This is a genomic window from Sphingomonas sp. BK481 (genome assembly GCF_014194875.1).
GTDB classification, from domain to species: domain Bacteria; phylum Pseudomonadota; class Alphaproteobacteria; order Sphingomonadales; family Sphingomonadaceae; genus Sphingomonas; species Sphingomonas aerolata.
Map to the genome: position 1 here is coordinate 819,942 of NZ_JACIAP010000001.1, position 22,559 is coordinate 842,500.

Here is a 22,559-nt window from a genome sequence, read left to right on the forward strand (position 1 = left end):
AGGCGGGGGCCCAGCCCGGCGTCCCGCTCCCCTTCCGGACCACCCCGGCGAAGGCCGGGGCCCAGTTGGAAAGGTCGCAGTAACGAAGCGCAGACATCAGTTAGCAACGTCCCCCAACAGGGCCCCGGCCTCCGCCGGGGTGGTAGTTTTGGGCAGCACCCGCACCAAAAGACTGATCCCCCGCAAGGGCAGGGACCCAGCCCGGACTCCCGCCCCCTTCCGGACCACCCCGGCGAAGGCCGGGGCCCAGTTGGGGGACGTCGCTGATCGACCGCAGCGCTCGGTTACTCAGGCCTTCCCACCTGGGCCCCGGCCTCCGCCGGGGTGGTATTTGTAGGCAGCACCCTCACCCCAAGACTGTTCCCCCGCGAAGGCGGGGGCCCAGACTGGACTCCCGCCTTCGCGGGAGAACAGCCTCGAACCAAAAACCCACACACACAGACTCAACTCATCGCGTCCCAACCCGCACCCCACGCCATCGCGTCTGGTCGAATCACGCCGCAACGCCTACCTCTCACCCATGCATTCCGGTTACGTCCCGCTCCGCGTCTTTTCCTGCTACACCATGCTCGACGGCGCGATCGATCCCAAGGCGATCGCCAAGCAGGCGCGCGCGCTCGGCTTCCCCGCCGCCGCGCTGACCGACCGCAACGGCCTCTACGCGGCGATGGCCTATTCGGACGCCGCCAAGAAGGACGGCGTCCAGCCGGTCATCGGCGTGATGCTCGGGCTCAGCCGCCCCGACATGCCCGACGGCATCGCCACCCCGTTCGACTGGATCGCGCTCTACGCCCAGAACGCGAAGGGCTATGACAACCTCTGCGCGCTCGTGTCGATGGCGCATCTCGACCGCCCGATCGAAATGCCCGCGCATGTCGATTTCGCCGCGCTCGAACGCCATGCCGACGGGCTGATCGCGCTGACCGCAGGCGGCGAGGGCGGTCTCGCGCGGCTGTTCGCGGAGGGCCAGCCCGACCGCGCCCGCGCCTATCTCGACCGCCTCCAGCACCTGTTCGGCGACCGCCTCTATATCGAGCTGTCGCGCCGCGGCGACGCGACCGAGATCGCCGCCGAGGACGCGCTGATCGACATCGCCTATGAGCGCAACCTGCCGCTCGTCGCGACCAACCCGTGCTGCTTCACCGAAAGCGCGTTCGGCGACGCGCACGACGCCATGCTCTGCATCGCGCATTCGACCTATGTCGAGACCGAGGACCGCATCCGCAGCTGCCCCGAAGCGTGGATGAAGCCCGCGCCGGTGATGCACGAAATGTTCGCCGACCTGCCCGAGGCGATCGCCAACACGCTCGTCGTCGCGCAGCGCTGCGCGGTGATGGCGCCCTACCGCAAGCCGATCCTCCCCAGCCTCGCCGGCGATATCGAGGGCGAGGCGAAACTGCTCCGCGACGATGCCGAGGCCGGGCTCGAGGCGCGTCTCGCGCGTATCACCGAGCTCCACGGAGAGGCCGAGGACGGCTGGCGCGACGTCTATCGCGCGCGGCTCGCCTTCGAGGTCGACGTGATCGTCCAGATGGGCTTTCCCGGCTATTTCCTGATCGTCGCCGACTTCATCAAATGGGCGAAGGATCACGACATTCCGGTCGGTCCGGGCCGTGGCTCGGGCGCAGGCTCGGTCGTCGCCTGGGCGCTGACCATCACCGATCTCGACCCGATCAAGCTGGGGCTGCTGTTCGAGCGCTTCCTGAACCCCGAACGCGTGTCGATGCCCGATTTCGACATCGACTTCTGCGAAACCCGCCGCGGCGAGGTGATCCGCTACGTCCAGGAGAAATACGGCCGCGATCAGGTCGCGCAGATCATCACCTTCGGTAAGCTGAAGGCGCGCGCGGTGCTGAAGGATACCGGCCGCGTGCTGCAGATGAGCTATGGCCAGATCGACCGGCTGGCGAAGCTCGTCCCCAACCACCCGACCGATCCCTGGACGCTCGAGCGCGCGCTGAACGGCGTCGGCGAGCTGGCCAAGGAATATGCCAACGACAATGGCGTGCGAAAGCTGCTCGATCTGGCGATGAAGCTGGAGGGGCTGCCGCGCCACTCGTCGACGCACGCGGCCGGCGTGGTGATCGGCGACCGGCCGCTCGCCCAGCTCGTCCCCCTCTACCGCGATCCGCGCTCGGACATGCCCGTCACGCAGTTCGACATGAAATATGTCGAGGGTGCGGGCCTCGTGAAGTTCGACTTTCTCGGCCTCAAGACGCTCTCGGTGCTCCAGAAGGGCGTGCAGCTGCTCGCCAAACGCGGGATCAAGGTCGATCTCGACGCGCTCGAATGGGACGATGCCGGCGTCTACGCGCTGCTCCAGAAGGGCGACACGGTCGGCGTGTTCCAGCTCGAATCGGAGGGCATGCGCCGCACGCTGTCCGCGGTCCGCCCGTCCAACTTCGGCGACATCATCGCGCTCGTCTCGCTCTACCGACCGGGCCCGATGGACAATATCCCGTCGTTCGGCCGCCGCAAGAACGGCACCGAGACGATCGAATATCCGCACCCTGCGCTCGAATCGATCCTGTCGGAGACCTACGGGATCTTCGTCTACCAGGAACAGGTCATGCAGGCCGCGCAGATCCTCGCGGGCTTCTCGCTCGGCGGCGCCGATCTGCTGCGCCGCGCGATGGGCAAGAAGATCAAGGCCGAGATGGACGCGCAGCGCGCGATCTTCGTCGAAGGCTGCGCCAAGGTGAACAATATCCCGAAGGCCAAGGCGAACGAGCTGTTCGATTTGATCGACAAGTTTGCGGGCTACGGCTTCAACAAGAGCCACGCCGCCGCCTATGCGCTGCTCGCCTACCAGACGGCGTGGTTGAAGGCGCACCACCCGCACGAATTCTTCGCCGCCTCGATGTGCTACGACCTGCACCAGACCGACAAGCTCGCGATCTTCACCGACGACATGCGCCGTCTGGGCATCGCCACGCTGCCGCCCTGCATCAATGCGAGCCAGGCCGAGTTCGACGTCGAGGTGCTGCCCGACACCGAGGAAGAAGACTGTTCACCCGCGAAGGCGGGTGCCCAGACTGGGTCCCCGCCTTCGCGGGGAAACAATCTGGCGGTCCGCTATGCGCTCGGCGCGCTGAAGAGCGTGGGCGAAGGCGCGATGGAGAAGCTCATCGTCGAGCGCGTCCAGAACGGCCCGTTCGCCGGGCTCGACGATCTCGCCAAGCGCGTCGACCCGCGCCTGCTCAACAAGCGCCAGCTTGAGACGCTCGCCGCCGCGGGTGCGTTTGACGGGTTCGAGCCCAACCGCGCCGGGATCCACGCCACCGCCGAGACGATCCTCGCGATCGCCGCACGCACCCACGCCGCCAAGACCAGCGGGCAGGGCGGTCTGTTCGGCGACGCGGAACCCGCGGGCGACGCGATCAAGCTGCCGCCGTCGGTGCGCTGGACGCTCAGTCAGCGCATGGACCAGGAGAAGGAGGCGTTCGGCTTCTACTTCTCCGCGCACCCGGTCGACCGCCACCGCCACATCGCCAACAGCCACGGCGCGCGCGCCTATACCGCCTTGTCGGAGCTCAACATTCCCGACGACGGCAGCCGCGCCGGCGCGACGATGGCGGTGCTGGTCGAGGATGCGCGCTATCGCACCTCCGCGCGCGGCAAGCGCTTTATGATGGCGCAATGCTCGGACGCCAGCGGCCAGTTCATGGCGACCTGCTTCGACGATCAGGTCTCGAAGGATCTGGAAGACGCCGCCAAGGCGGGCGGATGCGGCCTCATCACCGTCGAGCTCGACCGCAAGCCCGGCGAGGACACGCCGCGCGTCAGCATCAAGCGGATCCAGCCGTTCGAGGGGCTCGCCAACATCGCGCGCTTCCAGGTCGTCGTGACCATTTCGGACATGGCCGCCTTCGCCGGGCTCGCGTCCTTGCTCGCCGATCACCGCGGCGCGCGCGGTGAGGTGCGCGTCCGCGCGATGCTCCCCGACGGCGAGGTCAGCATCCTGCTCGGCCGCGATTTCCTGCTCGACGGCGAGCTTGCAGAGCACATCGAGTCGTTGCACGGTGTGACAAAGGTGGAGCTCAAGACCTCGGAAACGCGGCTGGCTCTCGTCGGATAACAGCTTGGGAGAGCGGGAATGCTGGGTGGAATGCAGGACTTCGAGCTTCGCGTCCCTCGGCTGATCGACCATGCCGCGCGCGAGCATGGGCGTCGCGAGATCGTCAGCTACTGGGCGGACGGCCGCGAGACCCGCACCGACTGGTCCGGGATCGCACGCGACGCGAAGAAGCTCGCGCAAGCTCTTGAGAAGCTTGGCGTCCGTCCGGGCGACCGGGTCGCGACGCTGGCGATGAACCACGCGCACCACCTGATCGCCTGGTATGGCACGATCGGGATGGGCGGGGTGATCCACACAATCAACCCGCGGCTGTTCGACGAACAGCTCGTCTATATCGCCAACCACGCCGAAGACCGCGTGATGCTCTACGACAAGGCGTTCCAGCCCATCGTCGACCGGCTGCGCGGCCAATGGTCCAGCATCCGCCACTATGTCTGTTTCGACGATCTCGGCCCCGACGGCTTCCGCGCGCTGCTCGACGAACAGGATGGCGACTATGCCTGGGTCGAGGGGCCGGAGCGTGATCCGTGCATGCTCTGCTATACCAGCGGCACCACCGGCAATCCTAAGGGCGTGCTCTACACGCACCGCTCGACGCTGATCCACGCGATGGCGGAGGTCGCGCCCTGGGTGTTCGATCTGTCCCCCAGCGCGGTCGTGCTGCCCGTCGTGCCGATGTTCCACGCCGCCGCCTGGGGGCTGCCCTTCGCCTGCGCGCTGTCGGGGGCAAAGGTCGTCTATTCGGCGATCAACGATCCCGGCGTGCTGTGCCGGCTGATGAACCAGGAGCATGTCACGCATTCGGCGGGCGTGCCGACCGTCTGGCTCGCGCTGTTCGGGCATATCGACGCGACTGGCGAGGCGCCCGAGCATCTGAAGCTGGTGACGATCGGCGGCGCCGCGGCACCGCGCGCGATGATCGACCGGATCATGACCATGGGCGCGTCGGTCAAGCATCTCTGGGGCATGACCGAGACCTCGCCGATCGGCACCGCGGGCTTCGCGCCGCCGCACTGGGACATGATGACGCATGACGAGAAGCTCGATCTCGTCACCAAACAGGGCAGCGTCCCCTTCGGCATCGAACTGCGCATCATCGACGATCAGGGGCAGGTGCTGCCGCGCGACGGCTCGATCGCCGGCTCGCTCCAGGTCCGCGGCCCCTGGGTGGTGCAGCGCTATTTCGGCGCGGACAGCGACGCGGTCGATGCGGAGGGCTGGTTCGACACCGGCGACGTCGCGATGCTCCACACCGACGGCACGATGCAAATTACCGACCGGTCGAAGGACGTCATCAAGTCGGGCGGTGAATGGATCAGCTCGGTCGATCTCGAAAACGCCGCGATCGGCTGCCCCGGCGTCGCGGAGGCCGCCGCGATCGGCATCCACCACCCCAAATGGGACGAGCGCCCGCTGCTGATCGTCGTCCGCAAACCCGGCAGCACCGTCACCGACACCGCGATCCGCGATCACCTGGCGCAGCACGTCGCCAAATGGTGGCTCCCCGACGCGATCGTCTTCGTCGACGAACTGCCCCACACCGCGACGGGCAAACTCCTGAAGACCGCACTGCGCGAACGCTTCAAGGACTTCACGCTGACGCCCGCCTGACGCCCCGCGCTAGACCTTCCGCGGCGTCCGCTTCGCCTTGCGGACCCGCGGCTCGACCAGCATGTCCGCCGCCGCCTTGATCTCCTGCCGCAGTTCGTCGCGCTTCTCGTGGATCGACGCGATCACCGGCCCCATCGCGACGCCCAGGTCGACCAGCACCGCCTCCGCCAGCTGCAGCGAGCTCTCCAGCGTCTCCGGCACCGCATCGGTCACGCCTGCGCGGTACAGCTCGGCGGCATGCGCGGTATCGCGGGCGCGCGCGACGATCGGCAAATTGGGCGCCAGCAACCGCACCCGCCGCGCCAGCCGCACCGTCAGCACCGGGTCGTCCATCGTCAGGATCAGCGCCTTGGCGGTATCCAGCTTCAGCCGGTCGACCAGCTCGGGCCGCGCGACGTCGCCGAACAGCACCGGATGCCCCTGCGCCCGCGCGGCCTCGACCGAATCGATATCCGCCTCGACCGCGACATAGCGCTGGCCGTGCACTGCGAGCATGTCCGCGACCATCCGCCCGACCCGGCCGAAGCCGATCACCACCGTCCCCGGACCCTCCTCGTCGATCTCGACATCGCCCGCATCCGCGGTCGACCGGCTCTCGAGCTGACGCGACACGGTGCGGCCGAGCTTCGCCAGCAGCGGCGTGATCGTCAGCCCGATCGCGGTCACCGTCTGCCAGAAGCTCGCGGTCGACGGCAGGATCAGCTGCGCCTGCGCCGCGGTCGCCAGCACGATCAGCGTCGTCTCGGACGGGCTCCCCATCAGCAGCCCGGTCTCCGCCGCCACCCCGCGCCGCGAATTGGCGACGCGCAGGAACAGGAACGTCACCACCGCCTTGGTCGCCACCACCCCCGTCACCGCGAGCAGCAGCGACGGCCAGTTCTGCGCGATCAGCCGCAGGTCGAGGCTCATCCCCACCGTGATCAGGAACACGCCCAGCGCCAGCCCCTTGAACGGCGCGGTGATCACCTCGACCTCGCTGTGATATTCGGTTTCCGCGATCAGCAGCCCGGCGAGCAGCGCGCCGACGATCGGCGACAGCCCCGCCGCGGTCGTCGCGACGCTCGCCACGATCACCACCAGCAGCGACGCCGCCAGGAACAGTTCGGGGCTCTTGGTCCGCGCCGCCTGCCCGAACAGCCGCGGCAGGATCAGCCGCCCGCCGACATACATCGCCACCACCGTGGCCGCGCCGCGCAGCGCGACGCCTGCGAGGTTGCTCCACCCGTCCGCGGTCGCGGTCGGGGCGAGCGCGCCCAGCACGAAGATCAGCGGCACCAGCGCCAGATCCTCGAACAGCAGCATCGCAAACGCCCCGCGCCCGACCGCGCCGGTCGTCCCGACCAGCGGCAGCACCAGCGCGGTCGACGACAGCGCCAGCGCGAAGCCCAGCCCGATCGCGCCCGCCCAGCCTTGCCCGATGAAATGCAGCGCGACCGCGATGATCATCGCCGACCCGATCAGCTCGGCCGCTCCCGTTCCGAACACCAGCCGCTTCATCGACCAGAGCCGTCGGAACGACAATTCGAGCCCGATCGAGAACAGCAGCAGGATGATCCCGAACTCGGCGAACGGCTCAATCGCCTCGGGGTTGGAGATCGTCAGGTAATAGAGCCACGGCACCGCCCCGGTGAGCGAACCCAGCCCCGCCGGCCCGACCAGCAGCCCGACCAGGATGAACCCGATCACCGGACTGACCCTGAACCGCGCAAACGCCGGGATCACCAGCCCCGCCGCCCCGAGAATGACGAGTGTGTCGCTGAAACCCTGATTGTCGAGCCGTAATGCCATCCCCCGACCTTAGGCGACGCCTCCCCGATTCGTCAGGGAATAATACCGCCCCACCCCCCGCGCGGTTCGCCCTCCTGAGAGCGGCGGCGCGGGGGGGGGGGGGGGGGGCGAGCCGGGCTGCGCTGGGCCGAGCCGAGCCGAGCCGGGCAATGCCGGGCACGGAACATCAACCCCACCCCAATCCGTCATCCTGACGAAAGTCAGGACCCAGAGCCAAGCAGCGCAGCGCCCGTAACCCTGGATCCTGACTTCCGTCAGGATGACGGCGGCGGCGGGGCGCAGGGCGGGGCCGGGGCGGGGCGGGGCGGGAGCAAGCAGCGATTGACCAGCGCGGACCGAAGCTGTGCAAGCCAAGCAGCGCCCGTCCGGAGCTTCCCACGCCCCACCCCCCAACCGTCATCCTGACGAAAGTCAGGATCCAGAGCCAAGCAGCGCGGCGCGCGTAACCCTGGGTCCTGACTTCCGTCAGGCTGACGGCGGAGAGGGGCAGGACCGGAAAGCTAAAGCAGGGGAGTCGGCGAGCCGGGCGGGCCGTGGACGCCGGGCCGGCCGAGCCTCGCAGAGCCGCGAGCGCGCGGCGTCACGGAAGGCCGCCACCACGCAACCCGTACCCAAAAAAAAAGGCCCCTCCCGTTTCCGGGAGGGGCCGTGCGTCACGCCCAGTTGGCCATTTCGGCTTCGAGGTTCGAGCGGACCTGCTCGAAGAACTGCTCGGTCGTCATCCAAGGCTGGTCCGGCCCGATCAGGATCGCGAGATCCTTGGTCATGTGGCCGTTCTCGACCGTCTGGACGCAGACGCGCTCGAGCGTCTCGGCGAACTTCGTCACGTCGGGCGTGTCGTCGAACTTGCCGCGATACTTGAGACCACCGGTCCAGGCGAAGATCGACGCGATCGGGTTGGTCGAGGTCGCCTTGCCCTGCTCGTGCATGCGGAAGTGACGCGTGACCGTGCCGTGCGCGGCTTCGGCCTCGACGGTCTTGCCGTCCGGAGTCAGCAGGATCGAGGTCATCAGACCCAGCGAGCCGAAGCCCTGTGCGACCTGGTCCGACTGGACGTCGCCGTCATAGTTCTTGCACGCCCACACGAACTCGCCGTTCCACTTCAGCGCCGATGCGACCATGTCGTCGATCAGGCGATGCTCGTAGACGATGCCCGCTTCCTTGAACTTGTCCTTGAATTCGCTTTCGAAAACCTCGGCGAAGAGGTCCTTGAAGCGGCCGTCATAGGCCTTCAGGATCGTGTTCTTGGTCGACAGGTACACCGGCCATTTCAGGTTCAGCCCGTAATGCATCGACGCGCGCGCGAAATCGCGGATCGAGTCGTCGAGATTGTACATCGCCATCGCGACGCCCGCCGACGGGAACTGGAACACTTCGCGGTCGATCGTCGCGCCGTCATCGCCTTCGAACACCAGTCGCAGCTTGCCGGGGCCGGGGACGAGGAAATCGGTCGCGCGATACTGGTCGCCGAACGCATGGCGGCCGACGACGATCGGGTGGGTCCAGCCCGGGATCAGGCGGGGGACGTTCTTGATCACGATCGGCTCGCGGAAGATCGTCCCGCCCAGGATGTTGCGGATCGTGCCGTTCGGCGACTTCCACATCTTCTTCAGGCCGAATTCGGTCACGCGCTGCTCGTCGGGCGTGATCGTCGCGCACTTGACCGCGACGCCGTGCTTCTGCGTGGCGAGCGCGCTGTCGATCGTCACCTGGTCGTCGGTCGCGTCGCGATGCTCGACGCCGAGATCGTAATAATCGAGCTGGATGTCGAGATACGGCTTGATCAGGCGCTCGCGGATCCATTCCCAGATGATCCGGGTCATCTCGTCGCCGTCGATCTCCACGATCGGATTCTTAACCTTGATCTTCGCCATATATCGTCCTTCGGGGGAGGGGGTTGGGGGAGCGTCTAGGGGAGCCGGCCCCGCCGATCAACCGTCGGGCGCGCCCCGATCGACTGCCGAATGTCGCCCGAGGCAACCTCGAGCAACCTTGCGCAACCCACGGTCCTGTCGGGAAAAGGCTGTTCATCGTTGTATCGCGCGTCCGGCACGGATAGACCCGCACGCTATGGCATCGCTCGACAAGCCGCCCGTCACGACCTCCACGGTCAAATGGCGATTTCCCGCAGTCCATCCGGAAGGCTATAAATACGTCGCCATCGCGACCGGCATAACATTGCTGCTGACGATGCTCAGCCATGTGCTGTTCTGGCCGATGGTCGGCGTCGTGATCTGGGTCGCGACCTTTTTCCGTGACCCCGTTCGCACCACGCCGCAGGGCGAGGGGCTGATCGTCGCCCCCGCCGACGGGCTGATCACGATGATCCAGCGCGTCCCCATCCCGCGCGAACTCGCCGGGGAGAATGGTCTTGGCGACGCACCGCTGGTGCGCGTGTCGATCTTCATGTCGGTGTTCGACGTGCACATCAACCGCACGCCGATCGCGGGCACGATCCGCCAGGTCGTCTATATCTCGGGCAAGTTCCTCAACGCCGATCTCGACAAGGCGTCCGAGGAAAATGAGCGCCAGCATTTCGTGGTCGAGGATCGCAACGGCATGCGGATCGGCTTCACCCAGATCGCCGGGCTCGTCGCGCGCCGCATCCTGGGCTTCGTCAAGGCGGGTGACATGGTCGCGGTCGGCCAGCGGATCGGGCTCATCCGATTCGGCAGCCGCGTCGACGTCTATCTTCCCGATCATGTCGTCCCCCAGGTCTGTCTCGGCCAGCGCAGCATCGCCGGCGAGACCGTGCTCGGCCGTGTCGGCGGCGTGCCCGTCGGCGGCATTGCGCAGTGATCGATGGTCCTGCGATCGATGGTCCTTCGAATGATCGACCAGAGCATGATGGTCCTTTGAATGATGGTCCGGTGAACGATCGGGACGGGACGCCTTACGGATCCGCGAACCGCGCGGACGAGTCGCAGGCGGCGGGCCGCGCGATGCGGGCGCGCCGGCCGCGCCGCGGTCTGCCGCTCCGCGCGGTCGCACCCAACGCGGTCACCGCACTTGCCCTCTGCTCGGGCCTCAGCGGCGTCCGGTTCGCGATCGGCGGCCAATGGGAAAGCGCGGTCGCGATGATCATGGTCGCGGGCGTGCTCGACGGGCTCGACGGCCGGATCGCGCGCATGCTCCACGGCGAGAGCCGGTTTGGCGCGGAACTCGATTCGCTGTCCGATGCGATCTCCTTCGGCGTCGCGCCTGCACTGATCGTCTATCTCTGGTCGCTCGCCGCGCTGCCCCGAATGGGCTGGATCTGCGCGCTGATCTTCGCCGTATTCTGCGCGCTCCGGCTCGCCCGCTTCAACGCCAAGATCGACGAGAGCCATCAGCCGCACAAATCCGCGGGCTTCCTGACCGGTGTGCCCGCGCCCGCCGGGGCAGGGCTCGCGCTCATGCCGATGTTCTTCTGGTTCTGGACCGACGAACCGTTCTTCGCCTCGCCCTATATCGTTGCACCCTGGATCGCGTTCGTCGCGCTGCTGATGGTGTCGAGCGTCGCGACCTGGTCGTGGAGTTCGCTCAAGCTGCGTCGCAACGTCCGGTTCGAGGCGATCGCGCTCGTCGTACTGCTCGGTGCCGCGCTCGTCAGCGCTCCCTGGCACACGCTCAGTCTCATCTGCCTTCTGTATATTGTGTCGATGCCGTTTAGCATCGCCAGCTATGCCAGGGTCCGCCGTCAGCGCGCGGGCGTCCGTAGCGGCGAAACATCCAACAAACCGGGTCTCTGATCCGGCCGATCGAGCCCCGGGACTGCTGGCCCGGGGCGGGCGATCGCCAGGCGGACCCCGTGTAATCCACAAAGCCGGCCACGCCCGCGGATCAATAAGGCGCCTGTCGATCAGGCGCCCAGGTCAAACCGCCAAAGTTCAGGCGGCGGCATTCCAGCGCTGCGACGGCTGCGGCATGCCGGTCGAAGACCAGCGGCGGACCGCGATCCGGCGCTCGGCGCGCGCGAGCGTCTGCAGCGGGGCGAAGGCCGGCTCGACATTGCCCGATGCCAGGCTGACGATGCGCGACCATTGCGGTGCGATCGACGTCAGGATCACCGCGGTCGCGACTGCGAACGACCCCGAGAACACCATGAAGCTCACTATCATCATCCCGCTCATCTTCCCGCTCGCCTTCCCTGCAAATGCGAACATTGTGTTAAGGTTCGCAACACCCGGTCGAAAACATCGTTCCTTTCGTCGCATTTGGATCACCGCCGTTCCGGGGTGATTCTGCGCCGAGTCGAACCTCTGTTCTGTTCTGGCCCCGTTATGTTCTTATTGCGTTCTTTTGTCAAGTCGGCGGTAAGCCGTTGCATTTGGCGCGGTCCCCGGCTAAGGGCCGCGCCTCTAACCCCGCATGGGAGGCATCATAGCCCGGTGCGTTTCGGTCATTCGGCCGGCACGTCATCCGCTTCCCAGAGGCACAACCGGAAGGACATATCCTATGGCGGCACCAGTCGTCTCGATGCAGCAGCTCATTGAAACGGGCGCACATTTTGGTCACCAGACGCATCGCTGGAACCCCAAGATGAAGCCTTACATCTTCGGTGACCGCAACGGCGTCCACATCCTCGACCTTTCGCAGACCGTGCCGCTCTTTGCGCGCGCGCTCGAATTCGTCTCGTCGGCCGTCGCCGGCGGTGGCAAGGTCCTGTTCGTCGGCACCAAGCGCCAGGCGCAGGAGCCCGTCGCCGACGCCGCCCGTCGCGCAGGCCAGCATTTCGTCAACCATCGCTGGCTGGGCGGCATGCTCACCAACTGGAAGACCATCTCGGGTTCGATCAAGCGTCTGAAGACGCTCGAAGAAATGCTGTCGGGTGACACCGTCGGCCTGACCAAGAAGGAAGTGCTCCAGCTCACCCGCGAGAAGGACAAGCTCGAGCTTTCGCTCGGCGGCATCCGCGACATGGGCGGCATTCCCGACGTGATGTTCGTGATCGACGCGAACAAGGAAGAGCTGGCGATCAAGGAAGCCAACACGCTGGGTATTCCCGTCGTCGCGATCCTCGATTCGAACGTCTCGCCGGACGGCATCGCCTTCCCGGTGCCCGCGAACGACGACGCCGCGCGCGCCATCCGCCTCTACTGCGAAGCCATTGCAATCGCAGCGACTCGTGGTGGCCAGGAGCAGCAGCGCCGGACCGGTGCCGACATCGGTGCGATGGTCGAGCCGCCGAAGGAAGAGGCGATCGCCGAGCCGACCGTCGAGCCGACCGCCGACACGACGCAGGTTGCGGCGAATGCCGAGACCGCCGCAGAGTTCGCGGCCGAGGGTGAGCGCCAGATCGACGCATAAGCGTCGTCGCCGAACCGTCATGCGGGCGGGGTAGGGCATCTGGCCTTACCTCGCCCGCAACTACATTCAGACTAAAGAGGATTTACGGACATGGCTGATATCACGGCAGCAATGGTCAAGGATCTGCGCGAAAAGAGCGGCGCGGGCATGATGGACTGCAAGAAGGCGCTCAGCGAGAACGCCGGCGACATGGAGCAGGCGATGGACTGGCTGCGGACCAAGGGTCTCGCCGCCGCCGCCAAGAAGTCCAGCCGCACCGCGGCCGAGGGCCTGGTCGGCGTCGCCGTTTCGGGCACCAAGGGTGCTGCGGTCGAGGTCAACTCGGAAACCGACTTCGTCGCAAAGAACGATCAGTTCCAGTCGTTTGTCCGTGACGTGACGCAGATCGCGCTCGCCACCGGCGGCGACATCGACTCGCTCAAGACGCAGCCGATGCCATCGGGCAAGACCGTCGAGGAAGTCCTGACGAACAACGTCGCGACGATCGGCGAGAACCAGTCGCTGCGCCGTTCGCGCACGCTCGAAGTCAGCAAGGGTGCGGTCGTTCCGTACATCCACAACGCGGCATCGCCGGGCCTCGGCAAGATCGGCGTGCTCGTCGCGCTCGAGTCGGAGGCGTCTGACGAGGTGCTCCAGACGCTCGGCAAGCAGCTCGCGATGCACATCGCAGCGGCGTTCCCGAAGGCGCTGAACGAGGCCGATCTCGACGAAGCCGAGATCGAGCGTGAGCGCGCGATCGCGACCGAGAAGGCCGCCGAATCGGGCAAGCCTGCTGATATCATTGCCAAGATGGTCGAAGGCGGCATCGCCAAGTACCGCAAGGAGCATGCTCTGGTCAGCCAGCTGTTCGTGATGGACGGCAAGACCAAGATCTCCGACGTCGTCGCCAAGGCCGGCAAGGACGCGGGCGCCGAGATCAAGCTGGTGGACTATGTCCGCTTCCAGCTCGGCGAAGGCATCGAGAAGGAACAGTCCGACTTCGCCGCCGAAGTCGCTGCCGCCTCGGGCGTTCCGCAGGCGTAACAACGCCCTCCCTCTCCCGTCCGGGGAGAGGGAAGGGGCCCACGGCCCCTCGGCCGTGGGAAGGGTGAGGGGAGTTGTGAGGTCTCGAACCTCACGCCCCTCATCCGGCCCCGCCGGTCCACCGTCTCCCCGAGGGGAGAAGGATCGCGGAGTAACCGCGTACTACTCCGTCATCCCCGCGCAGGCGGGGATCCAGACCCTTCGCGGTTGGTGTTCGCTCGCGACGCCACCCCCTTCCGGGCCTCCGTCTCCGCGGAAATGACGGCATTTTCCTCTCGCGCGCCCTCCTGCGGTCGACGATTTTCCGTCTCCTGACCGCTCAGAGTCCACACAGGCACGTCGCAGCGCTTCACATCCCCGGCCTCGCCGCCTAAGGTCCGCGCCGCCCCGCCAATCACAATTCGAGATTTATGACGCCTCCGCGCTTCAAACGCATTTTGCTCAAACTGTCGGGCGAAGTCCTGATGGGACCAGCCGGTCTTTCGATCGACCCCACCGTCACCGCACGTGTCGCCGGCGAGATCGCCGACGTCCGCGCCAAGGGCTATGAGATCTGCATCGTCGTCGGGGGTGGCAACATCTTCCGTGGCCTTGCCGCCGCCGCCAAGGGCTTCGAGCGCGCGACTGCCGATTATATGGGCATGCTCGCGACCGTGATGAACGCGCTCGCGGTGCAGAACGCGCTCGAGCAGATCGGCATCGACACGCGAGTCCAGTCGGCGATCCCGATGGCGAGCGTCTGCGAACCCTTCATCCGGCGTCGCGCCGAACGGCACCTTGAAAAGGGCCGTGTCGTGATCTTCGCCGCCGGTGTCGGCAGCCCCTATTTCACCACCGATTCGGGCGCCGCGCTGCGTGCTGCCGAGATGAAGTGCGACGCGCTGTTCAAGGGCACGTCGGTCGACGGCGTCTACAGCGCTGATCCGAAAAAGGACCCGGACGCAACGCGCTACGAGACGATCTCGTACAGCACGGTGCTGTCCGAGGACCTCAAGGTCATGGACGCGAGCGCGATCGCTCTGTGCCGCGACAACGATATCCCGATCGTCGTCTTCAACATCCGCGAACCTGGTAATCTTGCCGCGGTCCTGGCGGGTGATGGCGTGTCGACGATCGTCCAGAACGAGCAGGAGAGTTAAGATGGCAGCGTATGACAAGAGCGACCTGGAACGCCGCATGGCGGGTGCCGTCGAAGCGCTGAAGCATGATCTGGCCGGGCTTCGCACCGGCCGCGCGTCGACCGCGCTGCTCGATCCGGTGATGGTCACGGTCTACGGCTCGTCGATGCCGCTCAACCAGGTCGCGACCGTGTCGGCGCCTGAGCCGCGGATGCTGTCGGTGCAGGTCTGGGACAAGTCGAATGTCGGCCCGACCGACAAGGCGATCCGCTCCGCCGGGCTGGGTCTCAACCCGATCGTCGACGGTCAGACGCTGCGTCTGCCGATTCCCGATCTGACCGAAGAGCGTCGCAAGGAACTCGCCAAGCTCGCCGGCCAATATGCTGAAAAGGCCCGCATTGCAGTCCGTAACGTCCGCCGCGATGGGATGGATTCGCTGAAGGTCGACGAGAAGAAGGGCGTATTCGGCGAGGACGAGCGCAAGCGTCACGAAGTCGAGGTGCAGAAGCTCACCGACAGCACGATCGCCGATCTCGACGCGACCGCGGGCGCCAAGGAAAAGGAAATCCTGGGCAAGTGAGGCCGCTTGGCGCTGCTTCGGCCGGAGCCTCCCAGGCTGCGTCGCTCGTCGCCGTTCCTGGGGGCGGCGCGGTGCCGCGTCATGTCGCGATCATCATGGACGGCAATGGGCGGTGGGCGAAGAAGCGCTTCCTCCCCCGCTTTGCCGGCCACAAGGCGGGCGTCGATGCGGTGCGAAACGTTACCCGCGCGGCGCGTGCGATGGGGATCGAGGCGCTGACGCTCTATGCGTTCTCCTCCGAGAACTGGCGCCGCCCCGCGGAAGAGGTCAGCGATCTCATGGGCTTGCTGCGGCATTTCATCCGCAGCGATCTCGACGAGCTGACGCGCGAGAATGTCCGTCTGCGCGTTATCGGCGACTATCGTGCCTTTTCGCCCGATCTGGTCGCGATGGTCGACGATGCGATCGCGCGGACCGCGGCCAATACCGGTCCGCTGCTCGCGATCGCGCTCAACTATGGCGCTCATGCCGAACTCGTGCTCGCCGCCCGCCGCCTGGCGGAACGCGCGCGCGACGGGGTGCTCGATCCGGCGAGCATCGACGCGGCGATGGTCGAGGGCGAACTCGACACGCGTGATCTTCCCCCGCTGGACCTGATGATCCGCACCTCGGGCGAACAGCGCCTGTCGAATTTTTTGTTGTGGCAGGCGGCTTATGCCGAACTGCTGTTCGTCGACACGCTCTGGCCCGATTTCGACGGCGACGCGCTGGCCGAGGCCGTTGCGGCCTTTGGCGTGCGGCAACGCCGCTACGGTGGGCTGTGACGCTTACCGATCCCGAACGGGCCCCCGATCAGGCGCTTCGCACACCGTCCAACCTCAAGCTCCGGATGATCGCCAGCGTCGGCATGATCGTCGTCGCGAGCATCGCGCTGACGCTGGGCGGCATCGCCTTCTGGCTCCTTGGCGTGGTGGCGGCGCTGTTCATGATGGCCGAATGGGCGATGCTGCAGGGCGCCGACGCGAAAACCAGGCGCATGACGCAGTTCGCGCTATCCGTGCCGCTCGCGCTGATGGCGCCGGCCTCGCTGATCCTCGTCGTGCACGACTTCTTCACGCTCGGCCTGCTTGCCGGGGCGGCGTTCTTCGTTGTCATCACCACGCGTAAGCCTCCGCTGGCGCTCGGAATTATCTATTGCGGGCTGCCCGTGCTCGCGCTGATGATCATCCGGCGTCAGGAGGACGGCGTCCTCCTGACGCTTTGGGCGCTGTCGCTGGTATGGGCGTGCGATATCGGCGCGTTCTTCACCGGACGCTCACTCGGCGGACCCAAGCTTGCACCCGTGATCAGCCCGAACAAGACCTGGTCGGGCCTGATTGGCGGCGTGGTGCTCGCGGGCATCGTCGCGGCGATCCTTCACGTCGAATATGCGCTGCCGTTCCACCTCGCGCTCGCCACGCCGTTTCTCGCGGCGCTGGCGCAGATGGGGGACCTGTACGAAAGCTGGTTGAAGCGCGTCGCAGGCGTCAAGGACAGCGGCAATACGCTGCCCGGGCATGGCGGCGTGATGGACCGTCTCGATGGGCTCGTCCCGGTCGCCCCCGTCGCGGCGTTACTCATCATGTTGCCGAGCTTATACTCATGAAAAGCGTCACGATTCTCGGTGCGACCGGGTCGGTCGGTACGTCGACGCTCGATCTCGTCGAACGCGAGCCCGATCGTTTTCGCGTCGTCGCGCTGACCGCAAATTGTGACGTCGCGCGGCTCGCCGCGGCCGCGATCCGGACCCGCGCCGAATTCGCGGTGGTTGCCGACGAGCAGTGCCTGCCAGAGTTGCAGGCGGCACTGGCGGGAACGGGTGTCCGCGCCGGCGGCGGCCCTGACGCGATCGCCGAGGCCGCCGCATCGGGCGCCGACTGGACGATGGGCGCGATCGTCGGCTGTGCGGGCCTCAAGCCCGTCCTGTCGGCAATCGAGCAGGGCGGCACGGTCGTCATCGCGAACAAGGAACCGCTGGTCTCCGCGGGCGACGTCATCTTGCGCGCAGCTGCGCGGTCCGGGGCGACCCTGCTCCCGGCGGATTCCGAGCATAACGCGATTTTCCAATGCTTTGATGCAGCGCGGCCCGAAGGCATACGGCGGATCATCTTGACGTGCAGCGGCGGGCCCTTCCGCGACTGGACGACCGATCAGATGCGCGGCGTGACGCTCGAACAGGCTGTCAAGCATCCCAACTGGTCGATGGGCGCCAAGATTTCGGTCGATTCGGCGACGATGATGAACAAGGGCCTCGAACTGATCGAGGCCGCCCGGCTGTTCCCGATCGCACCCGACCGGATCGAGATCGTCATCCATGCGCAGTCGGTGATCCACAGCCTGGTCGACTATGTCGATGGCTCGGTTCTCGCGCAGCTCGGCCCGCCCGACATGCGCACGCCGATCGCGCATACCCTGGCCTGGCCCGACCGGATGGCGACACCGATGGCGCCGCTCGATCTCGTCAGCATCGGCCGACTCGATTTCGCGGCGCCCGATCCGGTCCGGTTTCCCGCATTGCGGCTGGCGCGCGAAGCACTGGACGCGGGCGGGGGGCGCCCGGCGATCCTCAACGCGGCGAACGAGGTCGCGGTCGACGCCTTTCTCAACCGCCGGATCGGCTTCCTCGAAATTGCCGCAATCGTGGAGGATACGCTGATACGCTACGATCCGGCCGCACCGGACAGCGTCGATGCCGTTCTGGCCATCGACGCCGAGGCGCGGCGTCTTGCGAACGAGCGTGTGAAGGACTGCGTGGTTTGATCGAAACGCCCGGTATCCCGCTGACGATCCTGTCCTTTATGCTCGTCATCGGACCGCTCGTGTTCGTCCACGAGATGGGCCATTATCTCGCTGGACGGATATTCGGGATCAAGGCCGACGCCTTTGCGATCGGGTTCGGACGCGAGATCGCCGGCTTTACGGATCGTCGCGGCACCCGCTGGAAATTCGGCTGGCTGCCGCTTGGTGGTTATGTGAAATTCGCCGGGGACATGACCCCCGCAAGCCAGCCCTCCGCCGAGTGGCTCGCCTTGCCCGCCGAGGAACGCCAGCGGACATTCCAGTCGAAACCGGTTTGGCAGCGCGCGATCGTCGTTGCTGCAGGCCCGGTGGTCAATTTCGTCGTCGCGATCGTCATCCTCGCCGGATTCGCGCTCGCCTATGGCGACGTCCGGATGCCGCCGGTGATCGGGGCGACCGTTCCCGGGAGCGCGGCGGCACTCGCTGGTCTGCAACAGGGCGACCGGGTCACCGCGCTGGGCGGGCGTTCGGTCGAAACCTTCGACGACATGGCACGCTACGCCCGCATCCGTGCGGGAGAGCGCACCCGCATTGATGTACTGCGTGATGGACGACTGGTGTCGCGCGATGTCGTGATCGGTACCGAGCTACAGCGCGACCGGTTCGGGAATGAATATCGGATCGGCCGGCTCGGGATCGCCGGTGGCAAACCCATCGTCGTTCGCGTCGGCTTGCTCGAAGCACCGGCCGTCGCGGTGAAGCGGACCGGCGAGATCGTCTCGATGATGGTCGAGACGCTGGGCCAGGTGATTTCGGGCCGTCGCTCCGTCAAGGAGCTAGGCGGACCGCTCAGTATCGCCAAGGTCTCGGGTGAGCAGATGTCGCTCGGCCTCGATGCCTATGTCTTTCTGATTGCGTTGGTGTCCATCAATCTGGGGTTCATCAACCTGCTGCCAGTGCCGATGCTTGATGGCGGACATTTGCTATTTTATGCGATAGAGGCAGTCCGACGAAAGCCCGTCGGTCCCGACGTTCAGGAATGGGCGTATCGCGGCGGTCTTGCGGCGATCCTCGCACTGATGCTTCTCGTGACCTTCAACGATCTCGGCAATTTCGGGTTGTGGAAGAATCTGGCCGGCTTGATCGGCTGACGCGGTTAGGGCAGGGCGGGCGCGCCCTTGCGTATGCAAGTTTCTTGGGGTGGGTTTGGTGACAGCAATCAACGGTTACACTTTGGCGCGTAACGGCGCCCTGCTCCTGGCAGGTACGATGCTGTCCGGCGTGCCGGTCTGGGCACAGGTTGCGCCTGCGGGTTCAGCCCCCGCTGCGCAGGCACGATCCGGTCCGCCACGTGCACAGGCGGCTGCCCCTGCATCTGCTCCTACAACGCCCGTAGCGGCGCCTGTATCCCAGACTCTGATCAAGACTTTGCGTGTCGAAGGCTCGCAGCGCATCGAGCCCGAGACCGTATTGAGCTACACCAAGCTCCGTGTCGGCATCCCGTACACGGCGGAAACGCTCGACCAGGCGCTCAAGGACCTGCAGGCGAGCGACCTGTTCGCGGATTACTCGATCGCCGGGGTTGAGGACGGCAATATCGTCCTGCGCATCCGCGAGAATCCGATCATCAACCGCGTGATCCTCGAGGGCAACAAGGCGCTCAAGGCGGACAAGATCACCAAGGAGATCAAGCTCGCGCCGCGGCAGATCTTCACGCGCACCGCCGTCCGTCAGGACATCGCGCGGATCATCGAGCTCTATCGCCGGCAGGGCCGCTTCGCCGCGGTGGTCGATCCGAAGATGGTCAATCTCGACCAGAACCGCGTCGATGTCGTGTTCGAGATCAGCGAAGGGCCGAAGTCCAAGGTCCGCCAGATAAACATCCTCGGCAACGAGGTGTTCTCGGACGACAAGATCCGCGGCCAGATGGCGACCAAGCAGGCACGGCTTTTCCGCCTCCTGTCCTCGGCGACCAGCTATGACCAGGATCGTCTGAGCTACGACCAGCAGAAGCTGCGCCAGTTCTACCTGACTGAGGGCTATGCCGATTTCCGCGTAACGTCCGCGGTCGCCGAGCTGACGCCGGACAAGAAGGACTTCATCATCACGTACGTGGTGGAGGAGGGCAAGCGCTACAAATTCGGTGACGTCACCGTCGACAGCCAGATCCGCGATTTCGACAACAAGAAGCTCGCCTCGACGCTGCCGCTCAAGAAGGGCGAGTGGTATAACGCGAAGCTCGTCGAGGATTCGGTCGACAATTTGAGCCAGACCGCGGGCCTCTTCGGCTATGCGTTCACCGAGGTGAACCCGGAGTTCCAGAAGGACGTCGATACCCTGACCATGGGTATCAACTTCAACATCGCCGAAGCCAAGCGCACCTATGTCGAGCGGGTCGAGATCAACGGCAATTCGCAGACGCAGGACAAGGTCGTGCGTCGCGAGATCCGTCTTGCCGAGGGCGACGCGTTCAACAGCTTCCAGGTGAAGCGCTCGCAGGATCGCATCAACTCGCTCGGCTATTTCCAGGACAAGATGGAAATCAAGCAGACGCCAGGCTCCGCGCCTGACCGCGTCATCCTTGAAACCAATCTGGAAGAGCGCTCGACGGGCGAATTGCAGCTGTCGGCGGGCTATTCGAGCCTCGAGCGGTTCATCATCCAGGCGAACATCACGCAGCGCAATTTCCGCGGCAAGGGCCAGGAACTGCGCGCCGGCGTGAACTATTCGAGCTATTCCAAGTCGATCGAGCTTGGCTTCACCGAGCCCTATCTGTTCGACAAGAACATCGCGCTCGGCGGCGACATATTCCGGCGTGATTACAATTCGTTCAACTATGTCGGCAACGATCGCCAGACGACCTATTCACAGGTCTCGACGGGTTTCCAGATCCGTGCCGGTGTGCCGCTGACCGAGTTCTGGTCGCTGTCGGGCCGCTACGGCCTGTCCTATGACGAGGTCGGCCTCGATCAGGCCTCCTATTTCACCAACGGCGTCTGCGACCCGCTCAAGGCCGGGCGCTACCTCTGTGAAGCACTCGGCAATCGCTGGACGTCGTCGATCGGCTATTCGCTGATCTACGATACGCTGAACAGCCGTTTGCGCCCGACCGCCGGGCAGCGCTTCTCGTTCAGCCAGGACTTTGCCGGTCTGGGCGGCGACGTGAAGTATATCCGTACGCGCGCCGAAGGATCGAAGTTCTGGAACCTCGGCAGCGGCTTTATCGGCTCGATCATCGCCGAGGGCGGCTATATCCACTCGCTTGAGAAGAGCCGTGGCGAAGGCGTCGATCGCGTCCGTATCACCGACCGCTTCTATCTCGGCGAGCCGCAATTCCGTGGTTTCGACATTCGCGGCGTCGGTCCGCGGGTCCTGCGCCAGCAATATGTCACTGCGGCCGATGGTACGCAGACCGTGGTGACCGATCGCAATCAGATCGTCGACGACGCGCTCGGCGGCCGGGCTTATTATCTGGCTCGTGCCGAAATCGAGATTCCGCTGGGCTCTGGCGCGCGCGAACTGGGGCTTCGCCCGACCATCTACGCGCAGATCGGCAGCCTGTTCGGCATCACCAAGCCATTGCCAACCGCGGTTTTCCCAACGTCGGTCGACGCGGCCGGCAATGTCACCGTGTTGCCGATCAACACGCCGCTGTTCGACAGCGCAGGCCGCCAGCTCTATTTCAACACCTACACGCCGACCGGCGCGACCGAAACGGCGCAGCGGGCGACGACGTGTCAGACGGGCTATTCTGATACGCTCGGCGGCGCCTGCGCGGGTGCCGAGGCCAATGTCATTGCGACCAGCGCGATTGCGCCGTTCAAGGAGACCTTCCTTGGCAATTCGCCGCGGCCCCGTCTGTCGGTGGGTATCGGCGTGAACTGGAATTCGCCGTTCGGCCCGCTGCGTATCGATCTTGCCAAGGCGATCCTGACGCAGCCGGGTGATGACCCCAAGCTTATTACTTTCAACGTAGGGACACAGTTCTGATGACGACGTTCAAGACGCTTCTTCTCGCCGCAGCCGTGCTCGCACCGGCGGCGATCGTCGCACCGGCGCAGGCCCAGGTTTCTGGTATCGCGGTCGCCGACCCGCAGGGCGCGATCGCAGGCTCCAAGGCCTGGACCACCGCGCGTGGGCAGATCGAGACGACCTACAAGGCACAGCTCGACCAGGCCGAGACCCGCCGCCAGGCGATCGCACGCGAACTCCAGCCGCTCGTGACCGCCTTCCAGACCGCGCAGCGCGCGCCGACCCCGAATGCGGCGTCGCTTCAGAGCCAGGCTCAGGCGATCCAGGCACGCGAGACCACGGCAAACCAGGAGCTGGCCCGTCTGACCCAGCCGGCACAGCG

General features: G+C 65.9%; 17 protein-coding genes (1 of these 17 only partly in view). 14 read left to right on the top strand and 3 right to left on the bottom strand.

The features are described 5' to 3' along the window. Nucleotides 1-520 precede the first annotated feature (520 nt). Both dnaE and FHY04_RS03890 read left to right on the top strand, forming a co-directional pair. A complete protein-coding gene (gene dnaE / locus FHY04_RS03885) occupies nt 521-4,078 on the top strand; it encodes a DNA polymerase III subunit alpha (RefSeq protein ID WP_183935410.1) in 3,558 nt (1,185 codons plus the stop codon). Between the two features lie 18 nt (nt 4,079-4,096). Next, nucleotides 4,097-5,689 (top strand): long-chain fatty acid--CoA ligase, encoded by a 1,593-nt coding sequence (locus FHY04_RS03890; protein ID WP_037528647.1) that lies wholly within the window; start codon nt 4,097-4,099, stop codon nt 5,687-5,689. Between the two features lie 9 nt (nt 5,690-5,698). Here the strand turns inward: FHY04_RS03890 and FHY04_RS03895 are convergent, their stop codons facing one another. Together FHY04_RS03895 and FHY04_RS03900 are read right to left on the bottom strand one after the other, a co-directional pair. Next, the gene (locus tag FHY04_RS03895) at nt 5,699-7,477 is read right to left on the bottom strand and encodes a cation:proton antiporter (protein WP_183935411.1); all 1,779 of its coding nucleotides are present in this window, start codon (nt 7,475-7,477) and stop codon (nt 5,699-5,701) included. A gap of 653 nt (nt 7,478-8,130) precedes the next feature. Continuing rightward, on the bottom strand, nt 8,131-9,351 hold the full coding sequence (locus FHY04_RS03900; RefSeq protein WP_031394019.1) for an NADP-dependent isocitrate dehydrogenase: 1,221 nt from the start codon (nt 9,349-9,351) through the stop codon (nt 8,131-8,133). Nucleotides 9,352-9,547: 196 nt separating this feature from the next. On the opposite strand from FHY04_RS03900, the gene FHY04_RS03905 reads away from it, so the two are divergent. Together FHY04_RS03905 and FHY04_RS03910 are read left to right on the top strand one after the other, a co-directional pair. Continuing rightward, nucleotides 9,548-10,276 carry a phosphatidylserine decarboxylase gene (locus tag FHY04_RS03905; RefSeq protein ID WP_031440639.1) on the top strand — a complete coding sequence of 243 codons (729 nt, stop codon included), beginning with the start codon at nt 9,548-9,550 and terminating at the stop codon, nt 10,274-10,276. A gap of 143 nt (nt 10,277-10,419) precedes the next feature. Beyond that, nucleotides 10,420-11,208 (top strand): phosphatidylcholine/phosphatidylserine synthase, encoded by a 789-nt coding sequence (locus tag FHY04_RS03910; RefSeq protein ID WP_183935487.1) that lies wholly within the window; start codon nt 10,420-10,422, stop codon nt 11,206-11,208. 138 nt (nt 11,209-11,346) lie between these two features. Here the strand turns inward: FHY04_RS03910 and FHY04_RS03915 are convergent, their stop codons facing one another. Further along, nucleotides 11,347-11,589, bottom strand: a complete 243-nt coding sequence (locus FHY04_RS03915; protein ID WP_235188269.1) for a hypothetical protein — start codon at nt 11,587-11,589, stop codon at nt 11,347-11,349. Nucleotides 11,590-11,914: 325 nt separating this feature from the next. Between FHY04_RS03915 and rpsB the strand changes: the two genes are divergently transcribed. The 10 genes from rpsB to FHY04_RS03965 form a co-directional block, all read left to right on the top strand. Next, entirely contained in the window at nt 11,915-12,766 is an 852-nt protein-coding gene (gene rpsB / locus FHY04_RS03920) for a 30S ribosomal protein S2 (protein ID WP_031394210.1), read from the top strand. Nucleotides 12,767-12,856: 90 nt separating this feature from the next. Next, complete coding sequence (tsf, locus tag FHY04_RS03925) at nt 12,857-13,789, top strand: translation elongation factor Ts (RefSeq protein WP_056405630.1); 933 nt, start codon at nt 12,857-12,859, stop codon at nt 13,787-13,789. 410 nt (nt 13,790-14,199) lie between these two features. Continuing rightward, on the top strand, nt 14,200-14,928 hold the full coding sequence (gene pyrH / locus FHY04_RS03930) for a UMP kinase (protein WP_031394212.1): 729 nt from the start codon (nt 14,200-14,202) through the stop codon (nt 14,926-14,928). Nucleotide 14,929: 1 nt separating this feature from the next. Further along, nucleotides 14,930-15,487, top strand: coding sequence for a ribosome recycling factor (gene frr / locus FHY04_RS03935; protein WP_031394213.1), 558 nt, complete (start codon nt 14,930-14,932; stop codon nt 15,485-15,487). Then, nucleotides 15,484-16,251, top strand: coding sequence for an isoprenyl transferase (locus tag FHY04_RS03940; RefSeq protein WP_107932662.1), 768 nt, complete (start codon nt 15,484-15,486; stop codon nt 16,249-16,251). The genes frr and FHY04_RS03940 overlap by 4 nt, the downstream gene beginning before the upstream one ends. 65 nt (nt 16,252-16,316) lie before the next feature. Continuing rightward, nucleotides 16,317-17,072, top strand: coding sequence for a phosphatidate cytidylyltransferase (locus FHY04_RS03945; protein WP_031394215.1), 756 nt, complete (start codon nt 16,317-16,319; stop codon nt 17,070-17,072). Then, nucleotides 17,069-18,226 (top strand): 1-deoxy-D-xylulose-5-phosphate reductoisomerase, encoded by a 1,158-nt coding sequence (locus FHY04_RS03950; RefSeq protein ID WP_183935412.1) that lies wholly within the window; start codon nt 17,069-17,071, stop codon nt 18,224-18,226. Before FHY04_RS03945 ends, FHY04_RS03950 begins: the two co-directional genes overlap by 4 nt. Further along, the gene (gene rseP / locus FHY04_RS03955; RefSeq protein ID WP_166747766.1) at nt 18,223-19,356 is read left to right on the top strand and encodes an RIP metalloprotease RseP; all 1,134 of its coding nucleotides are present in this window, start codon (nt 18,223-18,225) and stop codon (nt 19,354-19,356) included. The genes FHY04_RS03950 and rseP overlap by 4 nt, the downstream gene beginning before the upstream one ends. A 118-nt stretch (nt 19,357-19,474) precedes the next feature. Continuing rightward, entirely contained in the window at nt 19,475-22,195 is a 2,721-nt protein-coding gene (bamA, locus tag FHY04_RS03960; protein ID WP_081874098.1) for an outer membrane protein assembly factor BamA, read from the top strand. Then, nucleotides 22,195-22,559: the 5' portion of an OmpH family outer membrane protein gene (locus FHY04_RS03965; protein WP_183935413.1), read on the top strand. The gene runs 301 nt beyond the window's last position; only the first 365 of its 666 coding nucleotides appear in the window; its start codon is at nt 22,195-22,197; its stop codon lies off the right edge, out of view. The genes bamA and FHY04_RS03965 overlap by 1 nt, the downstream gene beginning before the upstream one ends.